We start from the raw sequence: 14,584 nt of genomic DNA, 5'->3' as shown, positions 1-14,584 counted from the left end.
ATTTAGAAAGATTTAATTTAAACTCTTAATACAAGCTTTATGGCGGTGTTTACAAATTATTCAAGGTATATATTAATAAATGAGCGCGCATAAATACCCACACTTAACCAATAGGCATTTAAAACCAATCAATAACTGACACTAAAAACCAACACTTAAAAACTGCAATTCAAAGCTTAAACTTAGAAACTAAAACTTAAAAACTGCAACTTAGAAACTTAAACTTAGAAACTGCATCTTAGAAACTTCAACTTAGATACCCGATACTAGATACTAGTCCCTTTAAAACAAAGCACTAAAAGTTTAACTGGCGCTGTTATAACACAGTTTTATGTCCGGTAAAGCTTTATATTTTAATATGCCTTATAATATCGCTGTTAGATTGACCAATTCCTAGGGCAGTGCCCCTAATATTCAAGTATTAAACAACCGAGATTATTTAACAGAACTTAATCACACTATTTTTGAAGACACAACTCAATAATACTATGTTGATGAGTGTTGAGCACCGCTAGAATAAATGGTGGTGATTTCAAAAGTAGTGTTTGCAATTATACGTATTTATATCAAATTAATGGGTTAACTATAATGAGTCTTCCAACTGCAATCTTTGCAGTTTTTATCTTAATAGCTATTAGTGCCGTGGTTTGAATCTCAGATCTTGCTGGCTTTAAGTAAGCTGTCTTGTTCCAAATTTAATATACATCAGACTTTATTTAACTCTACTCTCATATAGATTTATTTCATGCGGGTGCCGTACATGTCCAAACCAACTTTAAGACCTAGAGCGACACTCCCCTTTTCATCCATGTGGATGTCAGGTGGCCTAAAGCAGCGTACAGTAACTCTGGGTGTCCTGTTAGCCGTGGTATCGAATTTCCTATTTGGCATACTCTATTTTTACAGTAGCTTGTTAAAACCATTAACAGGGACTCAAGTGTTTATATGGCGCATGCTTTCTATGTGGGTAATTTTAATAGCCTTCATGCTCATTCGCGGACGTTTACATTATCATCTAGATATCTTAAAGCGGCTTAATACACCTAAGCAATTGATCCGGCTGCTATTACCTACGCCTATATTTTTTAGCCAATTGTGGCTATTTATGTGGGCGCCTGTCAATGGTCAAGGGGTTCAAGTTGCGATGGGTTATTTCCTATTCCCATTGATGATGGTGTTGTTTGGATTTGTTTTTTTTAAAGAGCGCTTAAGCAAGCTACAGTGGACAGCGGTAGGGTTTGCAGTGGCGGGTATTACCCTTGAAATAGTCAGGACACAAAATGTTTCTTGGGCTACTATATGGGTATGTGGTACTTATCCTATCTATTATATTATGCGCCGCCTGCAAGGTATTACAGCAATGACAGGGATGCTGGTTGATTTGACCTTATTTTTACCTATTGCTTTGTTTTATTTGTTTTTCATCTCTCCTGAGAATTTAGCGTTTGTATTAGGCTCTGGCATATATATGTTTTTAGTGATTAGCCTTGGGGTTTTGAGTATTTTGGCACTGATAACCAATGTTGATGCCAGTCAGATATTACCGGTAAACGTGTTTGGCATGATGAGCTATCTTGAGCCTGTTTTATTATTCTTTTTATCCATCACCTTTTTAAACAACAGCTTTGAGACAGGTATGCTTTATAGTTATGGACTAATTTGGATTGGCATCATGTTTCTTATTGCGCATGCGGTACGTCAGTTACGTGCTAATAGAAGAAATAGAAGGCCTTGGATGCGCGGGGCGCGTGTCAGCTAATAGTCTAACAACCGTTTTGTGTCATTATTAACGACGCTTATGTGCATTTATAAGCTCATTTTATGAACTCATTGCTCATTGTCATTGCAAAGCCTAATGTGTCAATATATAGACGCTAGTAAAATCAAACTAAATATTCAATGTGATCGTTGGATGCTCATATTTTTGGAGCGGATATAATGAGTGTGTTACCTGAACAAAGCCCTATAGCCTCTAAGCAAAAGCCTAACCATCAAAATGAATCAGCAGCCTCTCACCGTTATAAATACCTCGTATTTATAGGCCGCTTTCAGCCCTTTCATATGGGACATAAAGCTGTGGTTGATGAAGCCTTAAATAGAGCAGAAAACGTCATCATGTTGATAGGCTCGGCAAACCTTCCTAGAAGTTTGCGAAATCCTTTTACGGTGGCAGAACGCACTCAAATGATCAAAGGCGCTTACGATACCGAACAAGCGTCTCGCATTCATTGCGTTGGATTAGATGATGCATTATACAATGACACACGCTGGCTCAAATATGTTCAATCTTCTATCAAGTCCGTCACTCATGATTTGCGCGAAGATATCGCTTTAATTGGGCACTCTAAGGACAGCTCGTCATATTACTTATCTTTATTTCCTAATTGGGATTCTGTGTCTGTACCCAATTACAAAAACCTCTCTGCAACTCCGATACGTGAAGGCTATTTAATGGGTGCAACCCCAACTGGCGAGCGTACCCCGACCTCGACTCGTGAAGTTTTAGAGCAGTTTAAGCATACAGAAGCCTATAAAGCGTTACATGAAGAAGCTTGGTTTGTCGACAATTATAAAAAACAGTGGCGAGACACCCCGTATCCGCCAACTTTTATGACCGCAGATGCTGTGGTTGTCCAATCAGGTCATATCTTATTAGTAGAGCGCCGTAGTATGCCAGGTCGTGGTTTATGGGCGCTGCCAGGAGGATTTGTTGATCAAAAAGAAACCTTGTTTACCGCTTGTATTAGAGAGCTTCGTGAAGAGACGAAGTTGAAGGTGCCCGAACCAGTACTGCGTGGTTCAAGACATTCTCAGCATACTTTCGATGATCCTTATCGCTCTGCACGTGGCCGCACCATCACCCAAGCCTTTTATTTCCAATTAAAGAATGATGCAACTGGCCTACCCAAAGTTAAGGGCGGTGATGATGCTGCCAAAGCTTTTTGGTTACCTTTAGCGGAGCTCAATGCCAAACAAATGTTTGAAGACCACTATGCTATTATTACCAAAATGGTGGGATTATAAGTGTCATTAAAAGTTTGTCATTGCCTAACAAATTAGAATTAGTCAATCTTGTAATAATGTATTAAGGTTGATCTATCAACGTTGATTACCACTTTTACCCAAGCCGATAGACGGCAAGGGCACGGCGCACCGATTAGTCTGAACAAACTAACGGTGATAATGAGCAACCTAGACAGTCTTGTTTATTGCTCATTAAATTAAAACAGAGGAGTTCTGTTATGTTTACAAGTAACTTTAATAATTTAATTTTAAATTCTGATAGCTACAAAACTTCACACTGGCTGCAATATCCGCCAGGAAGTGAGTATATGTCAAGCTACGTTGAAGCTCGAAAAGGCGATATCGATGTCGTATTTTTCGGACTTCAAGCCTACATCAAAGAATATTTAAATAACCCAATCACAATCGAACATATTGATGAAGCAGAAGCCGTCATCAAAGCTCATGGGTTGCCATTTAACCGTTCTGGATGGGAGCGTGTGGTTGAAAAGCATGACGGTTACCTCCCCATTCGTATTCAAGCCGTACCCGAGGGTACTATTGTTCCCGTATCCAACGTGGTGTGTCAGATCGTAAATACAGATCCTGAGTTTTATTGGTTGCCAAGCTATTTGGAAACGTCATTACTACGAGCCATTTGGTATCCATCCACTGTCGCAAGCGTATCGCACTATTGTAAAAAAGTTATTAAAGACGCTTTAGAAAAGTCGGCAGATAACGCAGAGGCACTCCCCTTCAAACTACATGATTTTGGTGCACGTGGTGCATCAAGCATGGAATCTGTAGCGCTAGGCAGTCTTGCTCATTTGGTGAATTTCTCTGGTACAGATAGCATGACCGCACTCGTTGCTGCGAGTCGCTGGTATGGTATGAAAGATGACATGCCAGCATTTTCAATTCCAGCCGCAGAGCACAGTACCATGACCGCGTGGGGCCGTGAGCGTGAACGGGAAGCTTATGACAATATGTTAGAGCAGTTTGGCGGTGAGGGACAAACCGTTGCTGTGGTTTCAGACAGCTATGATCTTTGGAATGCTATTGATAATATCTGGGGTGAGGAGCTTAAAGATAAAGTCATCAATATGGGTGGCACCTTAGTCATTCGACCGGATAGTGGCGACCCAGCAAAGGTGGTACGCGAAGCATTAGAACGGTTGTCAGTCAAATTTGGTTATACGGTCAATTCAAAGGGCTACAAGATACTTCCGGACTATTTACGTCTGATACAGGGCGACGGTATTAGCTCAAACAGTTTGGGTGATATATTAGAGACTGTTATGCAAGCAGGATTTAGTGCTGATAACGTCACTTTTGGTATGGGCGGCGGTTTGCTACAGCAAGTGACTCGTGACACCATGAGCTGGGCAATGAAAGCCAGTGCCATAAGGATTGATGGTGAATGGAAAGAAATCTTTAAAGATCCCATAACCAGTCGATCAAAACGCTCAAAAAAGGGACGTCTTGCACTCGTAAAAGATAAAGACAGCAAAATAAAGACAGTAAAAGAACACACCCTTGCAAATGACGCTGATAATTTGCTTAGAGATGTCTTTGTTGATGGCAAGCTGTTAGTCGATGATACTTTGAATGATGTGCGTAAGCGCGCCGAGCAGACTTATTAAAAGGCCAGAAAACTGTTAGCGTCTTTTGATATACCTGCCTTATATATATCAAATATTTAATATATCTCATATATACGTCAATATTAAGAGCCTATCTTTAGATAGGCTCTTTTATTATTTGTATGCTTTAATTTATAGATGGTATCCTATAGTCAAAGAAGTCTAAAATGGTTACAAGGCAACCGATTGCAAGTACTACTGGAGTAGGCTTAACGAGGTTAACACTGTAACCGTTTAGTAGTTCGCTGACTATATCTCTTATCTATTAATTTATCTAAACTATATTCTTTTATAATTTTATTAAAATACTTTAGGATTAACATGATCGCAAAAGATATTGCATTGGCTCCTCTTTATCTATATCAGGGCTTTAAGCTTAAACGGACTGCGCTACGCCTTCCCGAAGCTTCAGGAGAACGGCAGGGTTATCTTAAACTAGGATCTTCTGACGATATTGAGGTAACAACGCGCTCGTTTGAGCTTCTACTGGCTGGTGACTCCTCTGCTGCAGGCGTTGGGGTTAGTTTGCAACAAGATGCCCTAATAGGACATTTACTAACTAAATTAATGAGTTATTCAAAACTGACTCGACACTATAATCGTCTTAACTGGTCACTACACGCAACATCTGGTCATACTACCTTTGATACACTGCGTAGACTTTACGTGTTAAAGAAGCCTAAAACAGCGGTAGATGTTATGATCATACTGGTTGGGGTTAATGATACAACAGCCAATATACCACCTAAGAAATGGCAGCGTCAGTTGCGTGAAATAATTCGTTTAAGCCGCCGTAAATTTGACGCAAAACACATTATATTTGTAGGCTTACCGCCCATGCAAGATATGCCAGCAATACCAAAACCTTTAAATCAGTTCTTGGGTAAAAAAATCGATCTTATGAATAATAAGCTGACTGAGGTCTGTGATGAATTCGAGCATGCCATAGCGCTACCGCTAGACTTTACCAATACTGGGCTAAAAGCGAGTAAACTCTTCGCAAAAGACGGATTTCACCCAAACTCTGTAGCATATGAATTTTTAGCTAAAAAACTGGCTAAAACAATTAATGCATTGGTTTAGTTGTCGAATTTGCTCATAAATAGCTATTTTAAAACCATCTATAAAAAAAACGTCCGACCAGTTTGACTGATTAGACTCTGTTTCATTAATGACGAATGCGTATGACGATTGCCTATTTACGATACCTAAGCAAGTTTAATGAATACATTTCAAAGCAGTCCTTTTTTACGCATATGTCGATACACCACATACACCACCAGCGTATTTAATAATAGTACCGCAAGCTTAAACCAATCGAATGGACGTACAATGAAGTAATACAGTTCAACAGGAATAAATAGACCATAGCCTAATACACTAAACCAGTAAGCCCATGTCTTATCATTCCATAATCCATAGGCTTCTATGAATCTAAGTGCTGCATATCCTAATGTTATCAAAATAAATAATACCCAATTTTCCGCGCCTCGTTCTGCAACGCGTGCTAATGCGTCAACTTGAATACTAAATGAATCACCAAATCTTGTTATCCAAGTTTGTTTTAAGGTGTCAATAATATCGATAACATCATTGTGCCAAAACCATAATGCAATGGCAGTGGCAATAGCGCCAACCCCTTTAAGGATCTCATAAAAGGTTACCGCCTTAATAGAACTGTCAAGGCTAGATGATTTCGTCAAAATTTGTCCCTGTTATAGGTTATATAGTCAAATAAGTCCAAAATGGTCACAAAGCAACTGAGTTCAATCATTACTCATGTAGGCTTAGCGAGGTTAACGCCGTAACCGTTCAGTAGTTCGCTGACTATTCCAGTTGGCTTAAGTCGCTTGAATTAATCGTGCTAAAGCTTAGCCCTTGAAAGTTAAAACCTTAAAAAGTTAAGACCTTGATAAATTAGCACTGTTAATAATAGCTTAAAAATAAGTAGCAACCACCTTACCTTGTAAGTTTTGATTTAAGAAGGGACTGTTTTTGCCTTTTGATAACATGGTATCTATTGTGAGCTGCCACTGCTTATCAGGATCCACTATGACGGCCCCACCTAATTTATTATACTGTTCTTCGATACCAGCGATTCGCGCTGGCGCCAGACAAATTTTATCCACCAATTGTTCAGGGGTTAATATTTGATCTCGAACCAACTTACAAGCCAAAGCCATAAAGGTATCAAAATTTGAAATACCTGGTGTGGCTTCAGCAAATGGTGCTTTCTTAGCGGTATCGTTTAAGGGTTCATGATGGCTACAAATGGCATCAATAGTCCCATCTTGCAAACCTCTTATAAGCGCTTTTTGATCGGTATTACTACGTAATGGTGGTATGACATAGGCTTGTGAATTAAAACCTTCTAAATTATCATCGGTAAGATGTAATTGATGCATAGCCACATCACAAGTAACCGGCAGACCTTGGCTTTTGGCTAAACGAATTAAGTTAATTGAAGATTTACAAGTCAATTGACTAAAATGTGCTGCTATGCCTATTTCTTCAACCATCAACAGCTGGGTAGACAAGGCGACCGTCTCAGCCAACCAAGGAATTCCTTGTAGACCATGAAATGAGGCAATATATCCTTCATGAGCCACCCCGCCTTCTGACAGACTAGGCTCATTAGGGTAAAAGAATACTTTAAGACCAAAGGTTGCCGCGTATTCCAGTGTTCGAAACATTACCAAGTCATTTTCAAAAGCGTGACCCGCATTGGTTACGGCAATACAGCCGCCTTTTTTAAGGCCCGCCACATTAGCGGGACGTTCTCCCTTTAAACCTGCAGTTAAGGCACCCAAAATATGCAGATAAATACCACCATCTAGTTTGGCACGTTCTCTTAAACCTTTAAGTAATGAGCCATTTTCTAACACTGGGTTGGTATCTGGCGGAATAACAACATGTAAAAACCCATTTTTTCTTGCTGCTGTCCCTTCGGTTTTTAACGTCCCGTGTTGTTGTAGACCAGGCTCACGCAGGCGCGCACATAAATCTACCAAAGGCGGTAGCAGCCAATGATTCTCTTTGTCTTCGATATCAGGCTGTGTGAAGTTTTTTGGCAATAAATTAAGCATGTAAATTCCAATCTATTTTAGTTTTTTAATTTCGGTTTAAACTTATCTTTTTTAAAATCAGCTTTATTAAAACCAGCTTTATTAAAACCAGCTTCATAAAGAATCCGATCGTTTGTTTATACCTTCTGAGAATATTGCATAGCCTGGTATTCTCTTTGTCCCTGCATCGCCATTGATAGTACTGCCATGCGGATGGCGATACCATTGTTTACTTGTTTAAGAATGAGCGATTGGGGTCCATCTGCGACACTTGAAGCTATCTCTACGCCGCGATTCATTGGGCCTGGATGCATCACTACTGCATCTGGTTTGGCTTTTGCCAAACGTTCGGGGGTAATGCCATACTTTTTGAAATACTCATTAGAGGCAGCCATTAATGGAGAGCCTATTCGTTCATTTTGAATGCGTAATCCCATCAGTACGTCACAATCAACTACGCCTTCATCGATATCCTCAAAAACCTCAACCCCATAGCGCTTTATCCCTTTTGGTAATAAAGTTCGAGGCGCTATCACTCGAATCTCTTTAACGCCCAACGTTTTTAAGGCGGCAATATCTGAGCGTGCGACACGTGAATGTTTAATATCTCCTATAATGGCTACGGTCAACTCTTCAAAGGGACGCGGTGCCTCACGGTGGATGGTTAGCATATCAAGCATTGCTTGGGTTGGATGAGCGTGCCAACCATCACCTCCATTGATTATGGCTATCTCAGGGGTTACTTCTGTCGCCATAAAATGGGCGGCTCCGGAAGCGGAATGACGGACGACAAATATATCCGCAGTCATTGCCTGCAAGTTCCATAACGTATCACGTAAGCTCTCACCTTTTTTAGTGCTGGATCGAGCAATATCTATATTTAATACATTGGCACCTAATCGCTTTTCCGCCACTTCAAAAGTCGTCCTAGTACGGGTGGAATTTTCAAAGAATAAATTCATCACCGTACACCCTTCTAATTCGGGACGGTTAATCAATTGACCATTGTCATCAAAAAACGTTTCCGCTTTGGCTATAATGGCTTTTAACTGTTCGCGGCTCAAGCCTTCAATACCTAAAAAATGGCGAATGTGTCCATCTTCATTCAGTTGGGGTCGACTTAACGAGGCATTTAGTTTGGCAGTGGTGGTATCAAAAACAGCAGTATTTGAAGAATGAATTTTCGGATCTGTCTGAGGCTTATGTTTGGAGTCAGTCATGGCAATTAGCAGTATCCTTTATAGCAGGTTAATTATAGAGGGTTAATGTTGTGATGATTAATGATGAATAGGCATTTAATTTTTTATTTTTTCTTCTTTAATGAGTAGCAAGCTTCTAATAGGTGACAAGCGATTAACCAGTTATTGTGTATTATAGATTCTTCTGTCTAAGCTTAAAACAGTAAAGTCTTTTTATATCATTTTAATAGCATAATTTATGCCATGAAGTTGAGTTATATAAATCATTATAAGTAAGTTACATGAGAAATATTGCAGGGTTTTTGCTACACTTTGCCCATCTTATATTATTAATTCTAAGATTTAGATAGACTTTTATTTAATTCTAATATCTGGGAAAATCTAAATAATTCATTCATCAAAATAAACGAAAACTTAAACAGTCAATCAATTAGAACAATACACAAAGCTTGCTTTAAAGTCTTAGGTGTTCTCAAATTAATGTTACTGTCACCTAATTATTGTTGTCCCAGCTATTATGTCCTAGTTACTAAAGGAAACCAAAAATGACCACATTATCTGACTATTTATATAGTTCTGTTGACGCTAATTCCGTCAATACCGATACCAATATCAGCACCCTAGCTGATAGATCCGCTGTCATAGACGTGATTAAAACTATCACAGAAGTAGGTAAACAAATAACAGAGCTGCTTCGTAAAGGCGCTTTGGCTGATATTCATGGGGAGGCAGGTGCTGAAAATGTCCAAGGTGAGCAGCAAAAAAAGTTGGATGTGATTGCTAATGATTTATTATTAGAGGCATTAACAGCCAATAAGCATTGCGCTGGTGTTGCTAGTGAAGAGCTTGAAGACGCGACGCCTGCCAATGAATCTGGTGAGCTTTTGGTATTGTTTGATCCGTTAGATGGGTCTTCAAATATTGATATCAATATGCCTACTGGAACCATATTCTCAATTTTACCTCATACTAATAAAGGTAAAGCAGCTCAAAACGCCGACTTCTTACAAAAAGGCACCGATCAGCTTGCTGCAGGTTACTTACTATACGGATCATCAGCCATGCTAGCGTTTACTTTTTCTGAAGCCCTAGACAACAATAACGATGGGGTTGTTATGTTTAGCTTAAACCCATCAACTGGCGAATTTGAACTGATTAAAAAGAATATTAGCATCGATGAAGATACCAAAGAATACGCCATCAATGCATCAAACACTCGGTATTGGTTACCGCCTATGCAGCTATATATCCAGGAGCTTTTAGCAGGTAAGAGTGGCCCTCGTGGTAAAAACTATAATACCCGCTGGGTAGCCGCTATGGTCGGTGATGTGCATCGTATCTTATGCCGTGGTGGCATTTTCATTTATCCTAAAGATACCAAAGACCCTAATAAAGCAGGTAAGCTGCGTCTAATGTATGAAGCCAATCCTATGAGTTTGCTCATTGAACGTGCAGGGGGGGCAGCTACCGATGCTGTCAATCGTATTATGGATTATAAACCGACCGATATCCATCAACGTGTAGCCGTAGTATTGGGGGCAAAAAATGAAGTTAAGCATGTACAAAAGCTGCATAAAAACAGCTAATCAATGTTTATAGTGATTTTGCATTTGGCAAAGTATAATGTAGTCGATGAAACGAAAAAGCAGACCTCATTTCAAGGTCTGCTTTTTAATACATAGCCATTTAGCTATTTCTTAAATCAGTGCACACTTAGCTATATGCACCGGCTGAATAAGTTAGCTCATAGCTGTGGCTATAAATTTCAATGATATTGCCAAACGGGTCTTCCATATAAATCATACGGTAAGGCTTCTCGTTTGGAAAATAATAGCGAGGCTCAGGCATACGCTTTTTGCCCCCTGCGGCCACAATCTTATCCGCCAATTCTTCTAAATTAGGGTCTTGTACACAGAAGTGGAAAATACCCGTTTTCCAATATTCAAAATTGTTCTCAGGGTTTTGTTGTTTTTCAAACTCAAAAATCTCTACGCCAATGCGGTCGCCAGTTGATAGATGAGCAATTTTAAGTGACCCCCACCCAGCACCAAATACATCGGTGCACATCACCCCAACCGGTGATTCATCTTCGATAATTTTTGTCGGCTGCATAATAATATACCAACCCAGCACTTCAGTATAAAATTTTACCGCCGCTTCTAAGTTAGGCACTGACAGCCCAATGTGCGAAAAGCTCCTTGGATAAGCGCTTGGTAGATGCGTTTGTTGACGCGTTTGTTGACGCGTTTGTTGGTGCGTTTGTTGGTGCATTTGTTGGTGCATTTGTTGGTGCATTTGTTGAGTAACATCTGTTTTCGGTGCAACAGTCATAACCTTCTCCCATTTATTTAAATAAAACGTCTTTTTGAACGTAAAGTGTATGGTAGACTAAGCACCCAATTACTGGAAATTATCATTCCTTATAAAAAATGATAATGAAATATTATCATGCTGAATTTAAATCCCGCTCATCTTCAAACCTTTAAAGCACTAGCTGAAACCAAACACTTCTCCGAAACAGCACAGCAGCTGCATATGACGCAGCCTGGCGTGAGTCAGCACTTAAAAAAGCTGGAGCATGTTTTAGGCCATACCTTAATACAACGTGAGGTATCGCCGTTTCGATTAACGGAGCAAGGCCGATTGCTTTATGACTACATTTGTCATCTGGCTCAGGCAGAAGATGCGTTGTTAGATGAGATGGGCTTTGATGACTTATACACTGGCGTGTGCCGAATTGCTTGCTCTGGCGCCATTGCACTAAAGATTTATCCAGAACTGTTAACTTTACAGCAACGCCATACAGGACTAAAATTTGAGCTTGAAGCAGCGCCTCACTACCGCATTATAGAAGGGATTATCAATGATGATTTCGATATTGGACTAACCACACATCATTCCAGCTCTAAATTGGTGGAAAGTTCAGTGATTGGTGAAGAACAAATCAGTTTGGTGATAGCAACTGATCTATGGCAAACCTATGAGACGCCCAAACCCGCGCTTATCGACATCATCAATGATGCTGGATTGATACAACATCCTGATTTAATGCACTATTTACACTTGTTTTTTGAAAGCTGTGGGGAGATAAGTTTAAATCAAGCGAGCAACAATCCTCGCAAGCTATCTGAGATTCCAATAACAGGGTATACCAATCAAATTAGCCAAATTTTATTGCCAGTCAGTATGGGGTTAGGACTTTCCGTCATACCTCATAATGTCATTAGTGTTAGCGCATATTTACAGAGGCTAACAGCACTTACTACACCAAATAAGGTGACAGAGCCTGTATACTTACTAAATTCCTATGGCAGAACTCTGCCGAAACGTTTTGAGCAAATCATTGCTCAATGCCAATCAGCTTTAACGTAAAAAAGTGCTTCAAGCTGTAAATTCAAACCCTGCCAAAATGAGCAAATCATGACCAATATCACCAACAAGTACTCTAATAATCCAGTTATTACTTCAGAAAAAAACCCGACTGCTAAACTAGCTAAAGCTTTACTGACCCAATCTCGTCAGCGCAAAAAAGCAGGCCAAACTGTACTCGAAGGCGTTCATCTTATTGAGGCTGCACTGCAAGCTGATCACCTACCAGAGCAAATTATAATTTCATATATCGGACTGTCACATCCAGAAGTTCAAACCCTATTGAACTTATTAACCGACTATCATCTTGATAATAAACTAACGGTTGTTAGTGACGGTGTCTATCAAAGCATCACTACATTAGGCAGTGGTGTGGAGATAATGGCTATAGTTAATATACCGCAGCATAATCTACATACCCTTAAAACACCTATTACTACTGATTGCCTTATATTAAACGACGTTCAGGACAACGGTAATGTGGGTACACTGTTACGCACAGCAGCAGCTGTAGGTATTAACAATATAATATTTACCAAAAGTAGCGCTCAAGCATGGTCACCTAAAACGATGCGTGCTGGCATGGGTGCTCAGTTTGGCTTAACCATTTATGAAGGTGTTGAAGCTGATGAAGTGCTAAGCTATTTAAGACTACCAATTTATGCCACCAGTTCACATACCGATAATATTATCTATAAACAAAACTTAAATCGTCCCGTTGCTTGGGTAATGGGCCATGAAGGTAAAGGCGTATGCCAAGATATCATGAATCAAGCTACCCCAGTTGCCCTACCTCAGCCCAACGGTCAAGAAAGTTTAAATGTAGCGATTGCCGGCGCCCTTTGTATGTATGAGACCCTTCGTCAGAGACACTATAGCTAGTAAAATGAATAATTTTATTGAGTTTAAACAAATAGAGGTATCGCTATAGCGACACCTCTTTTTTTTATTGAGATTAATTCAAAAATTTTAAAAGACCCTAAAAAAAAGACCATCTCAAAGAGACAGTCTTTTTAGCTTAGTGCTTGGCTACTACTACTATTGCTATTCCTACTAAATAACAGCAGCTGACCTAGCAACGTTCAACCAATACAATTAGTCTTTAACGTTAGCAACAACACCAGCACCTACAGTACGGCCACCTTCGCGAATTGCGAAACGTAAGCCTTTATCCATTGCGATTGGAAAGATTAGCTTCACGCTCATCTCAACGTTATCGCCAGGCATTACCATTTCAGTACCGTCTTGTAGAATGATTTCACCTGTTACGTCTGTAGTACGGAAGTAGAACTGTGGACGGTAACCATTTAGGAATGGTGTATGACGGCCACCTTCTTCTTTTGATAGTACATATACTTCGGCATCAAAGTCTGTATGCGGTGTGATAGATCCAGGCGCTGCTAGTACTTGGCCACGCTGTACGTCTTCACGCTTTGTACCACGTAGTAGTACACCACAGTTTTCACCAGCACGACCTTCGTCTAGTAGCTTACGGAACATCTCTACACCTGTACAGGTGGTTTTTTGAGTGTCTCTAATACCTACGATTTCGATTTCATCGCCTACTTTGATGATACCTGATTCTACACGGCCTGTTACTACGGTACCGCGTCCTGAGATTGAGAACACGTCTTCGATTGGCATTAGGAATGCTTTATCGATGTCACGCTCTGGCTCTGGGATATATGTATCTAGTACTTCTAGTAGTTCGATTACTGCAGGTTCGCCATATGGACCGTCATTGCCGTTTAGGGCTTCTAGCGCTGATCCTTTGATGATTGGGGTGTCATCACCTGGGAAGTCATAGTCTGATAGTAATTCACGTACTTCCATTTCTACGAGCTCTAGTAGTTCTTCGTCATCTACCATGTCACATTTGTTCATGAATACGATGATGTATGGTACGCCTACCTGACGTGATAGTAGGATGTGCTCACGTGTTTGTGGCATTGGGCCATCTGTCGCTGATACGACTAGAATTGCGCCATCCATCTGTGCGGCACCAGTAATCATGTTTTTCACATAGTCTGCGTGACCTGGGCAGTCTACGTGTGCGTAGTGACGTGCTTCGGTGTCGTATTCGATGTGTGAGGTGTTGATTGTGATACCACGTGCTTTTTCTTCTGGTGCTGAGTCAATCGCTGCGTAGTCTTTTGCGTCGCCGCCTGATGTTTTGGCTGCTACGGTTGCGATTGCTGCGGTTAGTGTGGTTTTACCGTGGTCAACGTGTCCAATGGTTCCTACGTTAACGTGCGGCTTATTTCTTTCAAACTTGGCCTTTGCCATGGGTGTGTCCTCTTTTTTT

At 40.3% G+C, this 14,584-nt stretch carries 12 protein-coding genes; 7 read left to right on the top strand and 5 right to left on the bottom strand.

What is annotated here, in order from left to right; all coding sequences use genetic code 11:
- Nucleotides 1-760: 760 nt before the first annotated feature.
- The 4 genes from rarD to AC2SLP_RS09840 all read left to right on the top strand — a co-directional run bounded on the left by rarD (nt 761) and on the right by AC2SLP_RS09840 (nt 5,729).
- A complete protein-coding gene (gene rarD / locus AC2SLP_RS09855; RefSeq protein ID WP_486536503.1) occupies nt 761-1,759 on the top strand; it encodes an EamA family transporter RarD in 999 nt (332 codons plus the stop codon).
- A gap of 179 nt (nt 1,760-1,938) precedes the next feature.
- Entirely contained in the window at nt 1,939-3,024 is a 1,086-nt protein-coding gene (locus AC2SLP_RS09850) for a bifunctional nicotinamide-nucleotide adenylyltransferase/Nudix hydroxylase (protein WP_486536502.1), read from the top strand.
- 218 nt (nt 3,025-3,242) lie between these two features.
- Nucleotides 3,243-4,646 (top strand): nicotinate phosphoribosyltransferase, encoded by a 1,404-nt coding sequence (locus AC2SLP_RS09845; RefSeq protein ID WP_486536501.1) that lies wholly within the window; start codon nt 3,243-3,245, stop codon nt 4,644-4,646.
- Nucleotides 4,647-4,967: 321 nt separating this feature from the next.
- Nucleotides 4,968-5,729, top strand: coding sequence for an SGNH/GDSL hydrolase family protein (locus tag AC2SLP_RS09840; protein WP_486536500.1), 762 nt, complete (start codon nt 4,968-4,970; stop codon nt 5,727-5,729).
- Nucleotides 5,730-5,878: 149 nt separating this feature from the next.
- Here the strand turns inward: AC2SLP_RS09840 and AC2SLP_RS09835 are convergent, their stop codons facing one another.
- The 3 genes from AC2SLP_RS09835 to AC2SLP_RS09825 form a co-directional block, all read right to left on the bottom strand.
- Nucleotides 5,879-6,349, bottom strand: coding sequence for a DUF2127 domain-containing protein (locus AC2SLP_RS09835; RefSeq protein WP_486536499.1), 471 nt, complete (start codon nt 6,347-6,349; stop codon nt 5,879-5,881).
- Between the two features lie 234 nt (nt 6,350-6,583).
- Nucleotides 6,584-7,732: a dihydroorotase gene (locus tag AC2SLP_RS09830; RefSeq protein WP_486536498.1), complete on the bottom strand. Its 1,149-nt coding sequence runs from the start codon at nt 7,730-7,732 to the stop codon at nt 6,584-6,586.
- A 116-nt stretch (nt 7,733-7,848) separates the two neighbouring features.
- Nucleotides 7,849-8,931 (bottom strand): aspartate carbamoyltransferase catalytic subunit, encoded by a 1,083-nt coding sequence (locus AC2SLP_RS09825; RefSeq protein WP_486536497.1) that lies wholly within the window; start codon nt 8,929-8,931, stop codon nt 7,849-7,851.
- 524 nt (nt 8,932-9,455) lie between these two features.
- Between AC2SLP_RS09825 and AC2SLP_RS09820 the strand changes: the two genes are divergently transcribed.
- Entirely contained in the window at nt 9,456-10,496 is a 1,041-nt protein-coding gene (locus AC2SLP_RS09820) for a class 1 fructose-bisphosphatase (RefSeq protein ID WP_486536496.1), read from the top strand.
- Nucleotides 10,497-10,623: 127 nt separating this feature from the next.
- Here the strand turns inward: AC2SLP_RS09820 and AC2SLP_RS09815 are convergent, their stop codons facing one another.
- Nucleotides 10,624-11,241 (bottom strand): lactoylglutathione lyase family protein, encoded by a 618-nt coding sequence (locus AC2SLP_RS09815; protein WP_486536495.1) that lies wholly within the window; start codon nt 11,239-11,241, stop codon nt 10,624-10,626.
- Nucleotides 11,242-11,358: 117 nt separating this feature from the next.
- On the opposite strand from AC2SLP_RS09815, the gene AC2SLP_RS09810 reads away from it, so the two are divergent.
- Both AC2SLP_RS09810 and AC2SLP_RS09805 read left to right on the top strand, forming a co-directional pair.
- Nucleotides 11,359-12,282 carry a LysR family transcriptional regulator gene (locus tag AC2SLP_RS09810; protein ID WP_486536494.1) on the top strand — a complete coding sequence of 308 codons (924 nt, stop codon included), beginning with the start codon at nt 11,359-11,361 and terminating at the stop codon, nt 12,280-12,282.
- A gap of 48 nt (nt 12,283-12,330) precedes the next feature.
- Nucleotides 12,331-13,161, top strand: coding sequence for a TrmH family RNA methyltransferase (locus AC2SLP_RS09805; RefSeq protein WP_486536493.1), 831 nt, complete (start codon nt 12,331-12,333; stop codon nt 13,159-13,161).
- Between the two features lie 213 nt (nt 13,162-13,374).
- On the opposite strand, the gene tuf is transcribed toward AC2SLP_RS09805, so the two are convergent.
- A complete protein-coding gene (gene tuf, locus AC2SLP_RS09800) occupies nt 13,375-14,565 on the bottom strand; it encodes an elongation factor Tu (protein WP_486535648.1) in 1,191 nt (396 codons plus the stop codon).
- Between the last annotated feature and the right edge of the window lie 19 nt (nt 14,566-14,584).

Source organism: Psychrobacter sp. CX21, from assembly GCF_057396255.1.
The sequence above is the reverse complement of the archived record's forward strand: the minus strand, read 5'-3'. Positions and strand labels throughout refer to the sequence as shown.

Excerpts from the sequence above, each read along its gene's own strand:
- rarD (WP_486536503.1), top strand. The coding sequence starts at position 761 with ATGTCCAAACCAACTTTAAGACCTAGAGCGACACTCCCCTTTTCATCC.
- AC2SLP_RS09850 (WP_486536502.1), top strand. The coding sequence starts at position 1,939 with ATGAGTGTGTTACCTGAACAAAGCCCTATAGCCTCTAAGCAAAAGCCT.
- AC2SLP_RS09845 (WP_486536501.1), top strand. The coding sequence starts at position 3,243 with ATGTTTACAAGTAACTTTAATAATTTAATTTTAAATTCTGATAGCTAC.
- AC2SLP_RS09840 (WP_486536500.1), top strand. The coding sequence starts at position 4,968 with ATGATCGCAAAAGATATTGCATTGGCTCCTCTTTATCTATATCAGGGC.
- AC2SLP_RS09830 (WP_486536498.1), bottom strand. The coding sequence starts at position 7,732 with ATGCTTAATTTATTGCCAAAAAACTTCACACAGCCTGATATCGAAGAC.
- AC2SLP_RS09825 (WP_486536497.1), bottom strand. The coding sequence starts at position 8,931 with ATGACTGACTCCAAACATAAGCCTCAGACAGATCCGAAAATTCATTCT.
- AC2SLP_RS09820 (WP_486536496.1), top strand. The coding sequence starts at position 9,456 with ATGACCACATTATCTGACTATTTATATAGTTCTGTTGACGCTAATTCC.
- AC2SLP_RS09815 (WP_486536495.1), bottom strand. The coding sequence starts at position 11,241 with ATGACTGTTGCACCGAAAACAGATGTTACTCAACAAATGCACCAACAA.
- AC2SLP_RS09810 (WP_486536494.1), top strand. The coding sequence starts at position 11,359 with ATGCTGAATTTAAATCCCGCTCATCTTCAAACCTTTAAAGCACTAGCT.
- AC2SLP_RS09805 (WP_486536493.1), top strand. The coding sequence starts at position 12,331 with ATGACCAATATCACCAACAAGTACTCTAATAATCCAGTTATTACTTCA.
- tuf (WP_486535648.1), bottom strand. The coding sequence starts at position 14,565 with ATGGCAAAGGCCAAGTTTGAAAGAAATAAGCCGCACGTTAACGTAGGA.